Here is an 18,077-nt window from a genome sequence, read left to right on the forward strand (position 1 = left end):
TTTAGCCACAGATTAAAAGGATTAGAAGGATTTTAAAATCTGTGTTAATCTTTTTAATCTGTGGCTAACTTTTTATGCGTAAAGCTTTGCGAACTTTGCGTTTTTATATAAAATCCAGCATAGCAAAAATCCTTGCGCTCTTTGCGTTTAAATAAAATTTAGTAAATCTTACAAATCATTCCCAAAATTATACAAATCGAACTCATAGATACTTCGGAAATTTGCATTGTAATACTTAAAAACCAATAGAATGACTCATCAATATATAATTTCAGGAATGTCTTGCAACGGATGCCGAACCAAAGTAGAAAAAACTTTAAATGAAGTTGAAGGCGTTCAGGCGGAAGTAACTTTAAATCCTCCAACGGCTACCATAACGATGGATAAGCACGTTCCTACTGAAAAGTTTCAGGAAGTTTTATCTGCAGCTGGAAAATATACTATTGAAATGGATTCTCCAAAAAATCATGGAGAAACTACCGTTAAATCTTGCTGTTCTAGTCACAAAAAAGAGCATCACGATCACAATCATCATAAAACAGAAACTAAAAAAGTACACCAGCACAGTGCAAATGGCGTTTATTATTGTCCAATGCATTGCGAAGGTGACAAAACATACAACAAACCCGGAGACTGCCCAGTCTGCGGAATGGATTTAGTACCGCAAGTTGCCATAACCGCAACACAATTTACTTGTCCAATGCATCCCGAAATCATTTCAAGCGAACCTGGCGATTGTCCGATCTGCGGAATGGATTTAGTTCCGATGCAAGCTTCAGAAAGTGAAGAAAACAAAACCTATTCTGATTTATTGAAGAAGATGAAAATCGCGATTCTGTTTACGCTTCCTATTTTCATCATCTCGATGTCAGAAATGATTCCGAATAATCCGCTTTACAATATAATGTCTATCGAAAAATGGAATTGGGTTCAGCTTTTATTTTCGATTCCCGTTTTATTTTACTCAGGATGGATGTTTTTTGTTCGTGCTTACAAATCTATTGTGACTTGGAATTTAAACATGTTTACTTTGATTGGAATCGGAACCAGTGTTGCGTTCCTATTTAGTATTGTCGGAATGTTTTTCCCAGATATTTTTCCATCGGAATTCAAATCACATCACGGAACCATTCATTTATATTTTGAAGCTGCGACCGTAATTATCACTTTAGTTTTATTAGGACAATTGTTGGAAGCTAAAGCTCATGGACAAACAAATGGAGCAATAAAAGAATTATTAAAATTAGCACCAACTGAAGCCACTTTGGTTGAGAACGGAGTAGATAAAGTAATCTCTATTCATAATATTAAAAAAGGAGATTTACTTCGTGTAAAACCAGGAGAGAAAATTCCGGTTGACGGAAAAATAACTTCTGGCGAAAGTAGCATCGACGAATCTATGATTACGGGAGAACCAATTCCGGTTGATAAAAAAATGGGCGATGCCGTTATTTCTGGGACTATAAACGGTACCAAATCATTTGTGATGATTGCTGAAAAAGTAGGATCAGAAACCATGTTGTCGCAAATTATTCAAATGGTAAATGATGCCAGCAGATCTCGTGCCCCAATTCAGAAATTAGCCGATCGCGTTTCTAAATATTTTGTGCCGACAGTTGTGATCATTTCAATTTTAACATTCTTTCTTTGGGCAAAATTTGGTCCAGAACCCGCTTACGTTTACGGATTAATTAATGCGATTGCCGTTTTAATTATTGCTTGCCCTTGCGCACTCGGATTAGCAACGCCAATGTCGGTTATGGTTGGGGTTGGAAAAGGAGCACAAAACGGAATCCTGATTAAAAATGCCGAAGCATTGGAAAACATGAATAAAATTGATGTTTTGATAACCGATAAAACAGGAACAATTACCGAAGGAAAACCATCTGTCGAAAAAATATATTCAATTAATAATGAGGAAGATTTTCTGCTTCAAAACATTGCCTCTTTAAATCAGCATAGTGAACATCCTTTGGCGCAAGCTGTCGTTAATTTCGCGAAAGCAAAAAATAGTTCATTTAAAGAAGTTCAGGGTTTTGAAACTATTGCAGGAAAAGGAGTTACAGGAACTATCGAAGGCAAAAAAGTAGCTCTAGGAAATAAAAAATTAATGGGAGAAATAGGCTCTTCTGTTTCTGATGATTTAGAACAAAAAGTTATTGCCGAACAAAATTTAGGAAAAACTATTTCATACATCGCACTTGAAAATGTTGTTTTAGGTTATGTTGCCATTACTGATGCTATCAAAGAAAACAGTGCAAAAGCCATTAAAGAATTAATCGCTCAAGGTGTTGAGGTTATCATGATGACGGGCGATAATCATAATACCGCAAAAGCTGTTGCTGAACATTTGCATCTGAGTTCCTTTAAAGCAGATTGTCTTCCAGAAGATAAACTAAAAGAAATCGAACGTCTTCAAGCACAAGGAAAAATTGTAGCAATGGCAGGTGACGGAATCAATGATGCGCCAGCTTTGGCGCAATCGAATATCGGAATTGCAATGGGAACTGGAACCGATGTGGCGATAGAAAGTGCTAAAATAACTTTGGTAAAAGGCGATTTAAACGGAATTGTAAAAGCTAAAAACCTCAGCCATGCCGTAATGTCAAATATTAAACAGAATTTATTTTTTGCTTTTATCTACAATACTTTGGGCGTGCCAATTGCAGCGGGGATTTTATATCCGTTTTTAGGAATCTTGCTTTCGCCGATGTTGGCTGCTGTTGCCATGAGTTTGAGTTCTGTCTCAGTAATTGTAAACGCTTTGCGATTGAGAAATCTAAAATTATAATTTATGACTAATATCAAATATATACTTGTACTTTTTTTAATTGTTTTTCAACTAAGCGCACAAAAAGTAGTGCGTTACGATTTACATGTTCGTGATACGATTGTCAATTTTTCGGGTAAAGAAAAACGCGCGATTTCCGTTAATGGACAAATTCCGATGCCGACTCTAACTTTTACCGAAGGTGATATTGCAGAAATTTACGTTCATAACGAATTAAAAAAAGAAACAACTTCAATGCATTGGCACGGATTGTTTTTACCTAATAAAGAAGATGGTGTTCCGTATTTAACCCAAATGCCGATTGAACCTGGAACTACTCATAAATATACCTTTCCGATTATTCAGAACGGAACGTATTGGTATCATAGTCATTCTGGTTTACAGGAACAAATTGGTTTATACGGCCTTTTTATCATCAATAAGAAAAAAGACGATTCAACGATCAGAAAGGGAATTGACGATTTACCAACAATTCCAGTTATTTTAAGCGAATGGTCGGATTTGAAACCAGAGAATATTCAGCGAATGTTACACAATGCCAACGATTGGTTCGCAATTAAAAAAGGAACGACTCAAAGTTATGCCGAAGCTCTAAAACAAGGACATTTTTCTACCAAAGTGACCAACGAATGGAAAAGAATGAACGCGATGGATGTCAGCGATGTCTATTATGAAAAGTTTCTCATTAATGGTCAAAATGAACAACAGTTTTCTGATCTTAAACCAGGTTCAAAAGTAAGATTGCGAATTGCAAACGGAGGTGCTTCCAGTTATTTCTGGCTGACTTATGGTGGAGGAAAAATCACCGTTGTAGCTAGTGACGGAAATGATGTTGAACCTGTAGAAGTCGATCGTTTGATTATTGCCGTTTCTGAAACGTATGATGTTGTAGTGACCATTCCAGAAAATAATAAATCTTTTGCTTTTTTGGCTACAGCCGAAGACAGAACGGGATCTGCATCTTTGTTTTTAGGAAATGGAGAAAAACAGCCCGTTCATCATCTTTCGAAATTAAAATATTTTGAAGGGATGAAAATGATGAACGACATGATGAAAATGAATGGCGAAATGAACGATATGGGCATGAATATGTCTCTGAACAAAATGGACATGAATGCCGTAATGTATCCTGAAATTTCGGGTGAAGATGAAAGTGCAAAACCAAAAATGGATCATTCGAATCATAATATGGAAGAAATGAAAATGGAAAGTGATAGTACTGAAACTTCTGAAATCGTGACTTTGAATTATGGAATGCTAAAATCGCCATTCAAAACCAATCTTCCGAAAGAGGCGCCTGTAAAAGAATTGCGTTTCACTTTATCTGGAAATATGAATCGTTATGTTTGGAGTTTGGATAATAAAGTGGTTTCCGAAACCGATAAAATTTTAATTAAAAAGGGAGAAAACGTTCGCATCGTTTTATACAATGGTTCGATGATGCGACACCCAATGCATTTACACGGACATGATTTTAGAATTTTAAACGAACACGGCGATTATGCTCCATTGAAAAATGTCATTGATATTATGCCAATGGAAACCGACACCATCGAATTTCAGGCAAATGCCGACGGCGACTGGTTTTTTCACTGTCATATTTTATACCACATGATGGCTGGAATGGGAAGAATTTTTAGTTACGAAAATTCAGCTCCAAATCCATTGATTCATCATCCAGAAATGGCTTACAAAATGCTAAAAATGGACGATCGCATGTTTCATTTTATGGCTGAAAATGATTTTGCTACTAATGGAAATGATGGTGAAGCCATGTTTAGCAACACACGCTGGAGCGTTGGAACCGAATGGAGATTGGGTTATAATGACAAACACGGTTATGAAACTGAAACTCATATTGGACGTTATATTGGAAAAAATCAGTGGCTAATGCCTTTTATTGGTTTTGACTGGCGATACCGAAAAATGGGAATGGACGAACAGGAACAAAATCTTTTCGGGCAGAAAAATACCAAAGACAATCGTTCGGTTTTTAGTGCAGGTCTTGAATATACTTTACCAATGCTTATAAAAGCACAAGTTGAAGTTTATACGGATGGAAATGTTCGTTTACAATTTGAACGAAAAGATATTCCGCTTTCGCAAAGACTTCGAATGAATTTAATGTGGAATACGGATAAAGAATATATGGCGGGATTGAAATATATCGTTGCCAGAAACTTCGGAATTACGACGCATTATGACAGCGACATGGGAATTGGATTTGGGGTTAATTTGAATTATTAATTTAATTTTTCACAATGTAAGTGATTTAAGTTCATTGAAAAGAATTCTAAGTAATGAAATAAATTTTATCTTAGTTTTCTTAAAATCAATAATCATGAGGAAAACATCTTTTTTGCTTCTCCTAATCCTTGGAATAACTTTAACAAGCTGTGATCCATCACAGGGTATTTTGTTTACTAATAACGGAGAAAGTAATGTCAAAGTAAAATTGATAATAAATCCGAAAATGAAAAACGATCAATTGGATGAAATGAAAAAAGGAGATTCAATTGTTTTTAATTTAGTCCCTCATAATCCTGAAGAAAAAGAAGGCTATATTTATTTTGGAAGAGGACGATGGAACGATGAAAATATTAGTGAAATTAGCAAATCTATTAAAAGCATTGAAATTGAAAATGATAACTATAAGATCGTTTTCAAATCACAACAAACAATGCATAAATTACTAAAAGAAAATTATAAAGGCATGATTATGAAATCTTTAAACATTGAAATTGACGACAATTTTTTTAACTAAAATATGAGAAAAATCTATTTTACATTACTTTTTATTTCACTAATAATCTTAGCAGGTTGTAATAATAGAGAATCTAATTTGAAATTTGAAAAAGACGTAATGTATAAAGTTTATCCTGCACTAATTGATTCTATTTGGGTAAATGCTGTGCTAACTTATGTCCCGCCTCCACCGCCAGGAGTAGATCCATCAGAATATAAACTGAATCGACGAAATGAATCAAACAAGCGATTCAATAAAGAGCTAGCAGAATTTAAAAAAAAGAAATTTCCAGTTGATCTTGTTTTTTTGGATAAAACAGTTGTAAGAAACAATTCTAAAAAACTTCAAGACCACTTTAAAGATGCCGTAATTTCAGAAAACAATACTTTAGATACTCTCAATTATAAGTTTAATAGAAAAAGATTAGATTCATATCAAGCTTTTAAGCTTCATTACGTTCCAAGAATACCACGTGGAAATGACCGAAGATTTTACAATGAATGCTGTTATTCTATAAGAGGAGTTATTAGTTTAAGCAGAATTCAATTTGATGATGAAAAAAAATATGGCATTCTCACTGCAGGAATTGAATGTGGCGGTATGTGCGGATATGGTTATCGAATTTTCATTAAAAAAGTAAAAAACAAATGGGTCGTGGATACAATAGAAGATGCTTGGATTGTCTAAAAAATGATTTTAAAAACAAATGAAATTTATACAACTTACCCTTATATTATTAATTGGTTACACTTCCTTTGCCCAATTTGCTGTAATAAAAGATAACGATGGATATGTAAATATTAGAACAGAAGCTTCAAAAGGAAATAACATTTCAGATAAGCTAAACAATGATTTTGTTGTCTATTGCTTTGAACCAGTAAACAATTGGATCAATATAGATTATTCTAAAAACAACAAAGATTTAAGTGGTTATTTATACAAAGATAGAGTTAAGTATTTATCAGATTTCGAGAAAATTCCGTTAGTAAAGGAAACTAAAACGAAAGTTGTTTTCCAAAAAGCTGATATTACTATTAGTATTGAAAGTAAAAATTTCCAATCAAACACTGCAAAACTCAGCTATTTTAAAGACAGCAAATCGATCGTAGAAAAGATTAACGGGAAGCATTTTTGGGGAACTGACGGCGGAATTCCTAAAACAACTTTTAAATCCATAACGATAACCATAGGATCTCAAACTATTGAACTTCCTAAAAATGCTTTCGAGGATTTATTTGAACCGAATCTTTTTAGAACTCAAATAAATTATGACAAAGACTCTAACATTTTATATATTTCTTCAAGCAATAGCGATGGTGCCGGAAGTTATGAATTGGCTTGGGTTATAGAAAAAGGTCAATATAAAGAGCGTAAAGTTGCTTATGGCTTTTAATGTTTTAATCCACTTTTATCAAAAAATTAACAATCAAACTATTCTTACAGATATAAAATCAATTTACATTTGATTTACCAATTATAATCTCTAACACTAAAAAACATTTAAAAATGACAAAAGTTATCACGGTAGTAACAGTGCTTTATTTTCGATCGGTGTAATGGCTCAGGAAACAAAACCTGCAACAAAAAAAAAAGCAAAAAAGGAATCTTGTTGCAAAAAAACCTCAACTGAGAAAAAAGATAAAAAGTCTTGTTGCGTTAAAAAATAATTGAAATGCTAATTTTATAAGAAAGGCCTCAAAAATATTTGAGGCCTTTTTTTATACTGTTGCGAAACTTTGTCACAGTTTAAAACTTTGACAAAGTTCTTAAATTGTAATTCGTGAATTCGCGGCAAAAAAACTATTTAACTCGAATACTCCATTCAAAATCCATTTCAGAAACCTGAACTCCTTCTTCGTTTGTTCCAATAGATTTCATCCAGAACGTCTGCCCTTCTCCAGTTTCAATAGTTCTTTGAATCGCTTCAGCAATTAAATGTCCGTCGTTGCAAACAAATGTGATTCTTCCCGTTGCTTTTTTAGTGAAGTTTCCTTTATTATTGGCAACCAACATAGAGATTTTTCGACCGCTTTCCTGAATTTGAGAAATAACCAAAGCCCCTGTTGTCAACTCTGCCGCCATTGCCTGAACAGCAAAATACATGGAGTTAAACGGATTCTGATTGATCCAGCGATGCTTGACACTTACAATGCAACTATCACTATCAATTGCTTTTACACGCACACCACAAAAGTATGCAGAAGGTAATTTGAATAAGACGAATTTGTTAAGTTTTGAGACCGAAAGTGCCATATGATTTGTTTTTTCTTGTAAAAATACAAAAAAACTATGCATGCACAATAAATTATTCACATATCAAAAGGAACCCAATAAAGACGCGGATTTTCGATGATTTTCAGTCTTTTAAAGGTTATTTCTGGATTTTAAATTTGTTAATTTTTTGTTAATATTTGGTACTATGCAAAACAAGATACTTTCTTTTAGACATATATTTGCATAAGAAATTACTATATACTTTTAATCATGGAAACAACAACACCACTCATCATGGAAAAAACATCAGAAAAGAATACCGCATCATTTACTCATTTGAGTACTTTAAGCCAATATATAATTCCGTTTGGGAACTATATTTTTCCGCTAATCATTTGGACAAACTATAAAGACAAGTCTGAATTTGCAGATCATCACGGAAAACAAGCTTTAAATTTTCAGTTAAGCATTTTGCTTTACAGTTTGATCTTAGCACTTATTGCTATTCCGATTTTCGTTACTGTTTTTTTGCAGAATCTTCCGTTAGAAGCTGTTTTTAATGACGACGATTTTGTAATTAGAAACTTTAACTTTCAAGCAAACATTGGACTTTTAAGTGTTGGAATTACCGCTGTGGTCAGTTTTTGGAGTTTTAAAATTCGTTGAATTCTTTTTAGTGATCTATGCTTCAATAAAAGCTTCAAACGGAGAATTATACAAATATCCGCTTACGATTCCTTTTATAAAGTGACACTAAAAAATTAAAAGTTATAGTCGAAACATCAATCAAATCAAATAAGTTTCGCAATCAATCATCAATCAAATTATCATCAATCAAAAAACGAATTGTTCAATCAAAAAAAAACAAAATGAAATTATGAACATTGAAAACACAAAAGCACAGATGCGCAAAGGTGTTCTTGAGTTTTGCATCTTATCAGTTCTAAAAGAAAAAGACGCATATACATCTGAAATATTAGACACTTTAAAAAACGCAAAATTACTAGTTGTAGAAGGAACCGTTTACCCGTTGTTAACTAGATTAAAAAATGACGGTTTACTTAATTATCGCTGGGAAGAATCGACCTCTGGGCCACCACGAAAATATTATGGGTTAACTGAGATAGGACAAACTTTTTTAAACGAACTTAGCGGCACCTGGACAGAATTATCTGACGCCGTAAATCTAATCACCAATCAAAATCAATAAGTCATGAACAAAACAGTAAATATTAACTTAGGCGGGATGTTTTTTCACATCGATGAAGATGCATACTTAAAATTGACACGCTACTTTGACGCTATAAAACGATCACTTAACAACTCATCTGGACAAGACGAAATTATTAAAGATATCGAAATGCGTGTTTCTGAATTGTTGACAGAAAAACAAAAAAGCGAAAAACATGTTGTTGGACTGAAAGATGTTGACGAAGTGATTGCGGTAATGGGTCAACCAGAAGATTATAGAATTGAAGACGAAGAAAATGCAAATCAATCTTTTAATAACTACAGTGCAAGAAAACACAAAAAATTATATCGTGACAAAGAAAATGGTATGATTGGCGGTGTAGCGACAGGTTTAGGACATTATTTCGGAATTGACGCCGTTTGGATCAAAATCATATTCTTAATCTTTGTTTTTGCAGGTTTTGGAACTGGAATTTTAGCTTATTTCGTTCTATGGATTGTAACTCCAGAAGCTGTTACAACATCTGAAAAATTAGAAATGACGGGAGAGCCAGTAACCATTTCTAATATCGAAAAAAAAGTTCGAGAAGAAATTGATTCGCTTTCTGAGAAATTCAAAAATGCGGATTATGATAAAATGGGAAACCAGGTAAAGTCGGGAGCTGGGAGAATAAGTAGTTCATTTGGAGACTTTGTCATGACGGTTTTTAAAATCTTTGCTAAATTTTTAGGCGTAATTCTAATTATCTCAGGGATTTCTACCTTAATCATGTTATTAATTGGAGTTTTTACTTTAGGAACCAATATTTTCATCGATTTCCCTTGGCAGAATTTTATTGAAGCTGGAAACTTTACAGAATACCCACTTTGGTCATTCGGATTGTTAATGTTCTTTGCAGTTGGAATTCCGTTTTTCTTCTTGACTCTTTTAGGATTTAAACTGTTATCTCCAAATTTAAAATCAATCGGAAACATCACAAAATATACGCTTTTAGCTCTTTGGATTATTTCTATCGCAATTCTTACTAGTATTGGAATCAAACAGGCAACTGAAATTTCATACGATAATAAAGTAGTAGAGAAAAAAGCTCTGGCAATCAAACCTACTGATACTTTATATATTAAGTTCAAGTACAATGATTATTACACAAAAAGCTTGAACCACTATAGAGAATTTGAGTTTGTACAAGATTCTGCAAATAAAGAACTGATTTATTCTAATGATGTACGTATACACGTATTACACACAGACGAATCAGCTCCGTTTATGCAGATTGAAAAAAGTGCAAGAGGAAACTCTTTTACAAATGCTAAAAAAAGAGCAGAAAAAATCGATTATAAGTTTCAAGTTAACGGAAATCATTTAATTTTGGATAACTATTTTCTGACAGATGTAAAAAATAAATTTAGAGGTCAAGAAGTTGACATCTATCTTTACTTACCAGAAGGGCAATTAGTTAAACCAGATTCTTCTATAAGAGATTACTATAACTCAGATGACAATTTCTTTGAATTAAATTACAACGGAGATTACAATTACAAAGTTATCGGGTCTAAAGTAAAATGTTTAAACTGTCCTGCTGATGAGGATAATGACAATGATGAAACGGACTACGAGAATATAAACGAAGAAGTTAATAATGCCATTAATGATGCTCAAATTGAAGCCAATGATACGGTAAGAGAAGTTTCGGTTAAAATTAACGGAAAAGAAGTTATTAACGGAAAGAAAACTAAAGGAAGACTAACCACTGATAAAAACGGAGTAATAATCAAAATTAACTAAACCATGATAAAAATAATCATTCATATTACGAAATTTATAATCATAACTATAACTGCTTTATTGTTTGCTTCGTGTAATTTTAACATGAATGCAATTGAAGGAAGCGGTAATGTTACAACAGAAAAAAGAACCGTTCAAGGAGAGTTTAAAAACATCTCTGTAAGCAATACTATCGATTTGGTTATTGTACAGTCTGATGCTACAGAAATTACCGTTGAAGCTGATGATAATCTTCAAAAAGAAATTGTTACTAAAGTAGAAAACGGAACACTTATTATAGAATGCAAATACAGCTCTTTCCGCAACATTACATCAAAAAAAGTAACGGTAAAAATGCCTGTTGTTCATAAAATTGAAGCTTCAAGTGCTTCAAGTGTTGAAACTGAAGGACTTGTTCAGGGCGAAGACATTACTTTAGAAGCTTCAAGCGCAGCTTCGATGGATGTTAAAATCGAATCGGATAGAATTGCAATAGATGCTGGAAGCGGAAGTTCTGTAGATATTGAAGGTAAAGCATTAAGCCTTACTACTTCTGTTTCAAGCGGAGGAAGTATTGATGCCGAAAAGTTAATGGCTAATGAGGTTCAGGCAGATGCTTCTAGCGGAGGAACAGTTTCTGTAAAACCAATCTTAAGCTTAAAAGCAGATGCTTCTAGTGGAGGAAATATTAACTATAGCGGCACTCCAAAAACTATTGAAAAATCTGCAACATCTGGAGGGAGTGTAAATAAAAGCTAAAAAAGCAACTGTTAAATATAAACGAAATCATTCATCAAAAGTGGATGATTTTTTTATATTTGTCAAAATCAAATCTAGAATTAATGAAAAAAAGTACAGCCCTGCTCCTATTATTATTTGTTACGACACTGACTTTCGCTCAAAAAAGAGAAAAAATTAAAGGTTCTAAAATTGTGACAACCTCAGTAAAAGAAGTTGGAAGTTTTGATGCCCTTGAAGTCGATGATAATATTGAAGTTTATTTGGAACAAGGAGAAAAAAACGAAATTAAAATTGAAGCCGATGACAATCTTCACGATATCATTGGAATGGATTTAAGAGAAAAAACACTTCGATTATATACCAATAAAGAATCTTCTATATTCAAGAAATTATCTGTTAAGGTTACTTATACTAAATCATTAAATAAAGTAATCACAAAAAATGAAGCTATTGTTTATGCTATTCAGGAATTGCAATTAGATGATATTACGATGAATTGCGTTGATTATTCTAAATTGTATCTGAATGTAAATGCAAAGAGATTTACTCTAATTGCCGATGATAAATCTAAAACAGAGTTAAACTTAAAAGCCGAAGACGGAAATTTACAATTGAGTAAAAATGCCGTGGTTAAAACATTGGTTTCTGCTGTAAAATTTAAATGTGATTTGTATCAAAGAGCAACTGCTGCAATTGAAGGCATTGCCGAAAAAGCAACTATTAGATTAGACAATAATTCTGTTTTTACAGGAACAAAATTTACTTTGAAAGATGCAAATGTTACCACTGAAGGTTCTGCCGTTGCTACTATTTTAGCAGATACTACTATTGCAATAGCAGCTGGAGACAAATCTGAAATCTCATTATATGGCAATCCAAAAATAGACCTTACGCGCTTTAGCGAAGAAGCAAAACTGATTAAAAAGCCAGGCGCAACAAAAGCAAAATCAACGACATTGTAAACTCTTTAAAGTTTAAAATATAATGAAAAAGAAAAATCCCAGTCTAAAATTTTAGACTGGGATTTTTTATTACAAAAATTTCAAAGTTCCAACAACTTGAAACCTGAAACTTGAAACTTTTTTAACTTACTCCTTTGAAGCCAAATATCTTTCAGCATCCAAAGCAGCCATACAACCTGTACCCGCAGCCGTAATTGCCTGACGGTATACATTATCTGCAGCATCACCAGCTACGAAAACACCATCTACATTTGTTCTAGATGTTCCTGGTGTATTTACGATATAACCAGTTTCGTCAAGAGTGATATAATCTTTAAAAATATCTGTATTTGGTTTATGTCCTATTGCTACGAAGAAACCAGTTGCAGGAATTTCGATTGTTTCGCCAGTTGTTTTGTTTAAAGCTTTAATAGCATGAACAACATTGTTGTCTCCTAAAACTTCAACTGTATCATGATTCATTAAAATCTCGATATTTTCAGTTTTACGAACACGCTCTTCCATGATTTTAGAAGCTCTGAATTTCTCGCTTCTAACCAACATCGTTACTTTTTTACAAAGTTTAGATAAGTAATGTGCTTCTTCGCAAGCAGAATCTCCTGCTCCAACAATAACAACATCTTGGTTTCTGTAGAAGAATCCGTCGCAAACTGCACAAGCAGAAACTCCACCACCCATATTTAAATAGTGCTGTTCTGATGGCAATCCTAAATATTTAGCCGAAGCACCTGTAGAAATAATTACGGTTTCACAGTGCAATTCGATTGTATCGTTAATCCAAACTTTATGAATATCTCCAGAAAAATCAACTTTTGTTGCCCATCCGTCACGAATGTCTGCACCAAAACGTTTTGCTTGATCTTGTAACTGAATCATCATTTCAGGTCACTGTTACTCCATCAACATAACCAGGAAAGTTTTCAACCTCATTAGTCGTTGTCAATTGACCACCAGGCTGCATTCCTTGATATAATACTGGATTCATGTTAGCTCTAGCCGCATAAATAGCCGCAGTGTAACCTGCATGACCAGAACCTATAATAAGGCATTTAATTTTTTCGATTGTATTTGACATAGTAATAGTATTTTTGAGTTGCAAATGTAAACTTTATTATAAAAAATAACGTCTAAAATAAATCTGAAATAGCTATGTGGAAATAAGTTTTATTTATTTTCATTTTTTTCTTTTACAAATCAAATTTATTTATATCTTTGCATCCGCTTTCGGGCACTACAACAAAATTACATCTTCGGGGTGTAGCGTAGCCCGGTTATCGCGCCTGCTTTGGGAGCAGGAGGCCGCAGGTTCGAATCCTGCCACCCCGACAAAAGCCGAACAGAAATGTTCGGCTTTTTGTTTTTCTTAAAATTTTACACTTTATGTTTTTCGTTTATATTCTTTACAGCGCTAAAAAAGAAAAGTTCTACATTGGTCAAACTAATGATATAGAAGACAGACTTAAAAGACACAATAACGGACAATCCTTGTCTACAAAAAACGGCGTCCCTTGGAAAATCATTTATACAATTCAACTTGACTCAAGATCTGAAGCGATGATTTTAGAAACTAAAATAAAAAAACGTGGTGCAAAAAGATACCTACAAGACATAGATTTCATATATCATTTGTAGCGTAGCCCGGTTATCGCGTCCCGCCTTAAAGCGGGAAGGCCGCAGGTTCGAATCCTGCCACCCCGACAAAAGCCGAACAGAAATGTTCGGCTTTTTGTTTTTCTTAAAATTTTACACTTTATGTTTTTCGTTTATATTCTTTACAGCGCTAAAAAAGAAAAGTTCTACATTGGTCAAACTAATGATATAGAAGACAGACTTAAAAGACACAATAACGGACAATCCTTGTCTACAAAAAACGGCGTCCCTTGGAAAATCATTTATACAATTCAACTTGACTCAAGATCTGAAGCGATGATTTTAGAAACTAAAATAAAAAAACGTGGTGCAAAAAGATACCTACAAGACATAGATTTCATATATCATTTGTAGCGTAGCCCGGTTATCGCGTCCCGCCTTAAAGCGGGAAGGCCACAGGTTCGAATCCTGCCACCCCGACAAAAGCCGAACAGAAATGTTCGGCTTTTTTGTTTTTCTTAAAATTTTAAACTTTATGTTTTTCGTTTATATTCTTTACAGCACTAAAAAAGAAAAGTTCTACATTGGTCAAACTAATGATATAGAAGACAGACTTAAAAGACACAATAACGGACAATCCTTGTCTACAAAAAACGGCGTCCCTTGGAAAATCATTTATACAATTCAACTTGACTCAAGATCTGAAGCGATGATTTTAGAAACTAAAATAAAAAAACGTGGTGCAAAAAGACACCTACAAGACATAGATTTCATATATCATTTGTAGCGTAGCCCGGTTATCGCGTCCCGCCTTAAAGCGGGAAGGCCGCAGGTTCGAATCCTGCCACCCCGACAAAAGTCTTTTCAAATTGAAAAGACTTTTTTTTGCAATAAACTCAAATAAAAAACTTTGCGCCTTTATCAGCTATTTCCTAAACATACTAGAAACGAAATAAATAGTATTGGCCACGAATTCACGAATTTTCTTTTTAAATACTTTATCTAATATTATTCGAATTAATTCGAATAAATAATCGCGAAGATTTGAAAAAATAATTCGTGAATTCGTGGCGAAAAAAAAATCGTTCTTACTATTTCTCCATACTTATATAAGAAGGATAAGATTCTTTACTAGGCAAAGTAAATTCTTCATCAAAAGGCTGTACGCCTTCTCCATTATTATATGATGCCACACGTTTTACACCAGTTGCCGTGCTTCTGCCAGTACCATTAATAACATTCTGAATATTTCCTGAACCTGCAAAACGAGTAATACACATTTTCTCCAATTTCACATTTGGATTATTAGGCGCTTCAAAACCATTCTTCTTATTCACATTTCCATCTGTTCCCGTAAAAACCGCATAAGATCCCATTCCGATAGTGTGATGTTCTTTTACCGAATTTGCTACTTTAAACGCAGCATAACCATCGACTCTTCCTCCTTGACTGCTCCAACTTGCTTGATTTGGTGCATCGTATGGCGGTTCGTTTTGAAAGAAGAAAGTTCTACCACGCTCTCCTAACCAAAAAACTTCATATTCCTGATAATGTTCTACAAACAAGGCATAAAGCGTCACATCATTTCCCGCTACAATAAGTCCGTTTTTACATCTGTCTCTTTTCCAACGTGCGTCACCACCTTTCTGCGAACCATGATCGGCACGCCACAACCAGAAATGATCTCCTACAACATTGTTACTATTTAACTGCATAGAAGCCTGAATCTGAATATTTTTTGACTGAACCCCGCCCACTCGGCAAGTAATATCACTAAGTAAAATAGGATCTGCACTATGGTTTGCATTTGACCCTTCATTACCAACTCTAACTTGGTATGTCGTACTATTTGATGAATCCATTAAGAGTCCAGCAATGATAATTCCGTCTTTATCATCAGCATAAATACATCCCCAGCTATTTTTTTCTGTTGGCTCTAGTGTCACAGAAGCAATACCAGCCCCCAGAAGTATGGCATCTTTTCTGTTTACCTGAATCGGAGCATTTAAAGCATAATGTCCTGGAGTGAAAAATATATTTTTCCCCGCTTTCAATGCAGCATTAATTTCTACATCGGTATCTCCTTCTTTAGCCACATACCAATTTGCAATCAAATCTTGAATTTCACCTTTTCCTATATCTGTTGCCGACCAAGAAACTCCTACTCTATCCCTTTGCCATGCCGGAACAAATACTTTGTATTCCCCATCACTATCAATAAAAAGAAAAGGTTTTTCTCGTATAATAGGAGTTGTCGAAATTGGAGAATTACTATCATCTGCTTTTGGAGGATTTACACAACCCTGCCAAACCATATTATACGATCCTCCCATAGCCTCAGAACCGGAAGGAAAAACTGTATTTCTAGTATACCACTGTTGCTGTCCACCCCAGTTTGGTCTTGAAGTTGTATAATGAGCATCTGCAATAAAACCTCCGCTGCCCCAAAAATTAGTGTCTCCTATATCCGAAATATACTTTGAAGTATTTTCAATCAGCAATCTTCTGGCGCTAGTTGACTGAGAAACCGTCCATGAAAAATCACGCATTACTTGTACATTTTCAACGGAACGCCAAAATGTACAAGTCGCATTTGCTCCACCCGAAAGATGAGGTCTTGTAAATATTGCTCCCAATTTAACGTCTGAAGGCACTTTTCCTAAACCTCCAATATGAGAATAAAACCCTAATTCGATAGCATTAGATGTTGCAGACGATGCAGAACCCGATCCGCCAACATCGTAGGTTTGTCCATTCACATTTGGTTTAAAATAATAAGCTTGTCGTTTTGTTGTCCACTCTCCATTGGCACCGCCTAAACCGATACTGCTAAATTGTGCATTAATTTCATTTCGGGCTGTTTCAGCTTTTTCATGTTTTCTATCATAGAAATATACATTATCTCCGAAAATCTGATTTTCGAGTGAAATTATAATGGTAACATCATTTCGAGTAACTTTATAGTAATTCTCATATTTAGCTACATTAGGCTTAATATCGGTAAATGTCAATTTAGAAGTTGATCCTACTGAAACAAAATCAGATGCCAAACGGCTGCCTCCTCTAGTAATTATATAATTTCCAGAAGAACCAAAAGCCGACCATGATAATGTAATACTATGTTTCTTTTTGCTGTAAACAATTTTGCGTCCAATTTTTTTATTTCCTTCTGTTTTTTCGTTATTCGAAAATGACGAAGTAAAACTGCATAATAGCAGCATAAATGCAAATGCTGTAAATAATGAAATTGCTTTTTTACTCATAAGAATGTTCATTTTGTGGTTTGATAGATTGTAATAATTGTAATTTTAAGAAAGCCCAAAATAGCAATAATCCTCAACCTTCGAGTCCGTTTTTGAACGCAATTTTCTTATCAAAAACACTACAAAACCTGCAAATTTTGTCTTTTTATAACACAAATATGCCCTATCCAAGACATCTCTTTTTCTTTAATAGCTTTTTTTTGCCCCCAAATAAAAAAAGAAAACAAAATGAAAAAGATTCTATTATTTATTGCTTTAGTTTTTTCTACTGCTATAATCGCGCAAGAAAAAAACATCATTTCAATAGATTCATGTTCATTAGCAAAAGAAAGTGTCTTATATAAAAAAAATGCCCACGCTTCTTATTATCATGATAAATTTAATGGAAGAAAAACAGCGAGCGGAAAAAGATTCAATAACAATGAGCTAACTGCTGCACATAAAAAATTCCCTTTTGGCACAATACTAAAAATAACAAACGAGGCAAACAATAAATTCACAATCGTAGAAATTACAGATCGAGGAACTTTTTGTTAACGGAAGAGAAATTGATCTCAGCAAAAGAGCTTTTATGGATATTGCATCTAATAAAAAAAGTGGCTTAGTTTATGTCACTATCGAGATTTTAAAATAAAAAGATTTTCTCACACCAAAATTAGATTCTTGTCTTTTTGAGGCAAGAATAGCACTAAATTATCCTAAAAACTTATTAATAATTTTATTTATAACTAAAATTATTTTGTGTCAAACACCCATGAAACCCCGATTAGGCAGACTTTCACAAATGTTAACAAAATAGATTTTCAGAAACCAT

The 18,077-nt window shown here is 33.9% G+C and carries 16 protein-coding genes, 1 tRNA gene and 2 pseudogenes; 16 read left to right on the forward strand and 3 right to left on the reverse strand.

All coding sequences use genetic code 11. The features are described 5' to 3' along the window. Positions 1-250 precede the first annotated feature (250 nt). The 5 genes from ACPWTF_RS08320 to ACPWTF_RS08340 all read left to right on the forward strand — a co-directional run bounded on the left by ACPWTF_RS08320 (position 251) and on the right by ACPWTF_RS08340 (position 6,930). On the forward strand, positions 251-2,791 hold the full coding sequence (locus ACPWTF_RS08320; protein WP_427875116.1) for a heavy metal translocating P-type ATPase: 2,541 nt from the start codon (positions 251-253) through the stop codon (positions 2,789-2,791). A 3-nt stretch (positions 2,792-2,794) separates the two neighbouring features. Then, complete coding sequence (locus ACPWTF_RS08325; protein WP_427875117.1) at positions 2,795-5,038, forward strand: multicopper oxidase family protein; 2,244 nt, start codon at positions 2,795-2,797, stop codon at positions 5,036-5,038. Positions 5,039-5,132: 94 nt separating this feature from the next. After that, positions 5,133-5,555: a hypothetical protein gene (locus ACPWTF_RS08330; RefSeq protein WP_427875118.1), complete on the forward strand. Its 423-nt coding sequence runs from the start codon at positions 5,133-5,135 to the stop codon at positions 5,553-5,555. 3 nt (positions 5,556-5,558) lie between these two features. Beyond that, positions 5,559-6,224 carry a hypothetical protein gene (locus ACPWTF_RS08335; protein WP_427875119.1) on the forward strand — a complete coding sequence of 222 codons (666 nt, stop codon included), beginning with the start codon at positions 5,559-5,561 and terminating at the stop codon, positions 6,222-6,224. A 19-nt stretch (positions 6,225-6,243) separates the two neighbouring features. Beyond that, the gene (locus ACPWTF_RS08340) at positions 6,244-6,930 is read left to right on the forward strand and encodes a hypothetical protein (protein ID WP_427875120.1); all 687 of its coding nucleotides are present in this window, start codon (positions 6,244-6,246) and stop codon (positions 6,928-6,930) included. 407 nt (positions 6,931-7,337) lie between these two features. On the opposite strand, the gene ACPWTF_RS08345 is transcribed toward ACPWTF_RS08340, so the two are convergent. Next, positions 7,338-7,790 (reverse strand): DUF4442 domain-containing protein, encoded by a 453-nt coding sequence (locus ACPWTF_RS08345; RefSeq protein ID WP_427875121.1) that lies wholly within the window; start codon positions 7,788-7,790, stop codon positions 7,338-7,340. A gap of 255 nt (positions 7,791-8,045) precedes the next feature. Here ACPWTF_RS08345 and ACPWTF_RS08350 point away from each other — a divergent pair, with 255 nt between their 5' ends. The 6 genes from ACPWTF_RS08350 (at position 8,046) to ACPWTF_RS08375 (ending at position 12,410) form a co-directional block, all read left to right on the forward strand. Then, complete coding sequence (locus ACPWTF_RS08350) at positions 8,046-8,417, forward strand: DUF4870 domain-containing protein (protein WP_427875122.1); 372 nt, start codon at positions 8,046-8,048, stop codon at positions 8,415-8,417. A 10-nt stretch (positions 8,418-8,427) separates the two neighbouring features. After that, complete coding sequence (locus ACPWTF_RS08355) at positions 8,428-8,502, forward strand: DUF4870 domain-containing protein (RefSeq protein WP_427875743.1); 75 nt, start codon at positions 8,428-8,430, stop codon at positions 8,500-8,502. A gap of 126 nt (positions 8,503-8,628) precedes the next feature. After that, positions 8,629-8,961 carry a PadR family transcriptional regulator gene (locus ACPWTF_RS08360; RefSeq protein WP_008464689.1) on the forward strand — a complete coding sequence of 111 codons (333 nt, stop codon included), beginning with the start codon at positions 8,629-8,631 and terminating at the stop codon, positions 8,959-8,961. Between the two features lie 3 nt (positions 8,962-8,964). Then, positions 8,965-10,728, forward strand: a complete 1,764-nt coding sequence (locus ACPWTF_RS08365; RefSeq protein WP_427875123.1) for a PspC domain-containing protein — start codon at positions 8,965-8,967, stop codon at positions 10,726-10,728. A gap of 3 nt (positions 10,729-10,731) precedes the next feature. Further along, a complete protein-coding gene (locus ACPWTF_RS08370; protein WP_427875125.1) occupies positions 10,732-11,466 on the forward strand; it encodes a head GIN domain-containing protein in 735 nt (244 codons plus the stop codon). Positions 11,467-11,549: 83 nt separating this feature from the next. After that, complete coding sequence (locus tag ACPWTF_RS08375; protein ID WP_427875126.1) at positions 11,550-12,410, forward strand: GIN domain-containing protein; 861 nt, start codon at positions 11,550-11,552, stop codon at positions 12,408-12,410. A 126-nt stretch (positions 12,411-12,536) separates the two neighbouring features. On the opposite strand, the pseudogene trxB reads toward ACPWTF_RS08375, so the two are convergent. Continuing rightward, a pseudogene (trxB, locus tag ACPWTF_RS08380) lies at positions 12,537-13,485 on the reverse strand (thioredoxin-disulfide reductase). A 176-nt stretch (positions 13,486-13,661) separates the two neighbouring features. Between trxB and ACPWTF_RS08385 the strand changes: the two are divergent. The 4 genes from ACPWTF_RS08385 to ACPWTF_RS08400 all read left to right on the forward strand — a co-directional run bounded on the left by ACPWTF_RS08385 (position 13,662) and on the right by ACPWTF_RS08400 (position 14,787). Then, positions 13,662-13,736: transfer RNA gene (locus ACPWTF_RS08385), tRNA-Pro, on the forward strand. 54 nt (positions 13,737-13,790) lie between these two features. Next, a complete protein-coding gene (locus tag ACPWTF_RS08390) occupies positions 13,791-14,042 on the forward strand; it encodes a GIY-YIG nuclease family protein (protein ID WP_427875127.1) in 252 nt (83 codons plus the stop codon). A gap of 120 nt (positions 14,043-14,162) precedes the next feature. Next, positions 14,163-14,414 carry a GIY-YIG nuclease family protein gene (locus tag ACPWTF_RS08395; protein ID WP_427875127.1) on the forward strand — a complete coding sequence of 84 codons (252 nt, stop codon included), beginning with the start codon at positions 14,163-14,165 and terminating at the stop codon, positions 14,412-14,414. Positions 14,415-14,535: 121 nt separating this feature from the next. After that, on the forward strand, positions 14,536-14,787 hold the full coding sequence (locus ACPWTF_RS08400) for a GIY-YIG nuclease family protein (protein ID WP_427875128.1): 252 nt from the start codon (positions 14,536-14,538) through the stop codon (positions 14,785-14,787). 304 nt (positions 14,788-15,091) lie between these two features. Here the strand turns inward: ACPWTF_RS08400 and ACPWTF_RS08405 are convergent, their stop codons facing one another. After that, the gene (locus ACPWTF_RS08405) at positions 15,092-17,263 is read right to left on the reverse strand and encodes a hypothetical protein (protein ID WP_427875129.1); all 2,172 of its coding nucleotides are present in this window, start codon (positions 17,261-17,263) and stop codon (positions 15,092-15,094) included. A gap of 228 nt (positions 17,264-17,491) precedes the next feature. Here ACPWTF_RS08405 and ACPWTF_RS08410 point away from each other — a divergent pair. After that, positions 17,492-17,897: pseudogene (locus ACPWTF_RS08410) on the forward strand (septal ring lytic transglycosylase RlpA family protein). Positions 17,898-18,077 lie beyond the last annotated feature (180 nt).

It is taken from the genome of Flavobacterium sp. MMS24-S5 (genome assembly GCF_050320125.1).
Lineage (GTDB): Bacteria > Bacteroidota > Bacteroidia > Flavobacteriales > Flavobacteriaceae > Flavobacterium > Flavobacterium tyrosinilyticum.

Excerpts from the sequence above, each read along its gene's own strand:
- ACPWTF_RS08320 (WP_427875116.1), top strand. The coding sequence starts at position 251 with ATGACTCATCAATATATAATTTCAGGAATGTCTTGCAACGGATGCCGA.
- ACPWTF_RS08325 (WP_427875117.1), top strand. The coding sequence starts at position 2,795 with ATGACTAATATCAAATATATACTTGTACTTTTTTTAATTGTTTTTCAA.
- ACPWTF_RS08330 (WP_427875118.1), top strand. The coding sequence starts at position 5,133 with ATGAGGAAAACATCTTTTTTGCTTCTCCTAATCCTTGGAATAACTTTA.
- ACPWTF_RS08335 (WP_427875119.1), top strand. The coding sequence starts at position 5,559 with ATGAGAAAAATCTATTTTACATTACTTTTTATTTCACTAATAATCTTA.
- ACPWTF_RS08340 (WP_427875120.1), top strand. The coding sequence starts at position 6,244 with ATGAAATTTATACAACTTACCCTTATATTATTAATTGGTTACACTTCC.
- ACPWTF_RS08345 (WP_427875121.1), bottom strand. The coding sequence starts at position 7,790 with ATGGCACTTTCGGTCTCAAAACTTAACAAATTCGTCTTATTCAAATTA.
- ACPWTF_RS08350 (WP_427875122.1), top strand. The coding sequence starts at position 8,046 with ATGGAAAAAACATCAGAAAAGAATACCGCATCATTTACTCATTTGAGT.
- ACPWTF_RS08360 (WP_008464689.1), top strand. The coding sequence starts at position 8,629 with ATGAACATTGAAAACACAAAAGCACAGATGCGCAAAGGTGTTCTTGAG.
- ACPWTF_RS08365 (WP_427875123.1), top strand. The coding sequence starts at position 8,965 with ATGAACAAAACAGTAAATATTAACTTAGGCGGGATGTTTTTTCACATC.
- ACPWTF_RS08370 (WP_427875125.1), top strand. The coding sequence starts at position 10,732 with ATGATAAAAATAATCATTCATATTACGAAATTTATAATCATAACTATA.
- ACPWTF_RS08375 (WP_427875126.1), top strand. The coding sequence starts at position 11,550 with ATGAAAAAAAGTACAGCCCTGCTCCTATTATTATTTGTTACGACACTG.
- ACPWTF_RS08390 (WP_427875127.1), top strand. The coding sequence starts at position 13,791 with ATGTTTTTCGTTTATATTCTTTACAGCGCTAAAAAAGAAAAGTTCTAC.
- ACPWTF_RS08395 (WP_427875127.1), top strand. The coding sequence starts at position 14,163 with ATGTTTTTCGTTTATATTCTTTACAGCGCTAAAAAAGAAAAGTTCTAC.
- ACPWTF_RS08400 (WP_427875128.1), top strand. The coding sequence starts at position 14,536 with ATGTTTTTCGTTTATATTCTTTACAGCACTAAAAAAGAAAAGTTCTAC.
- ACPWTF_RS08405 (WP_427875129.1), bottom strand. The coding sequence starts at position 17,263 with ATGAGTAAAAAAGCAATTTCATTATTTACAGCATTTGCATTTATGCTG.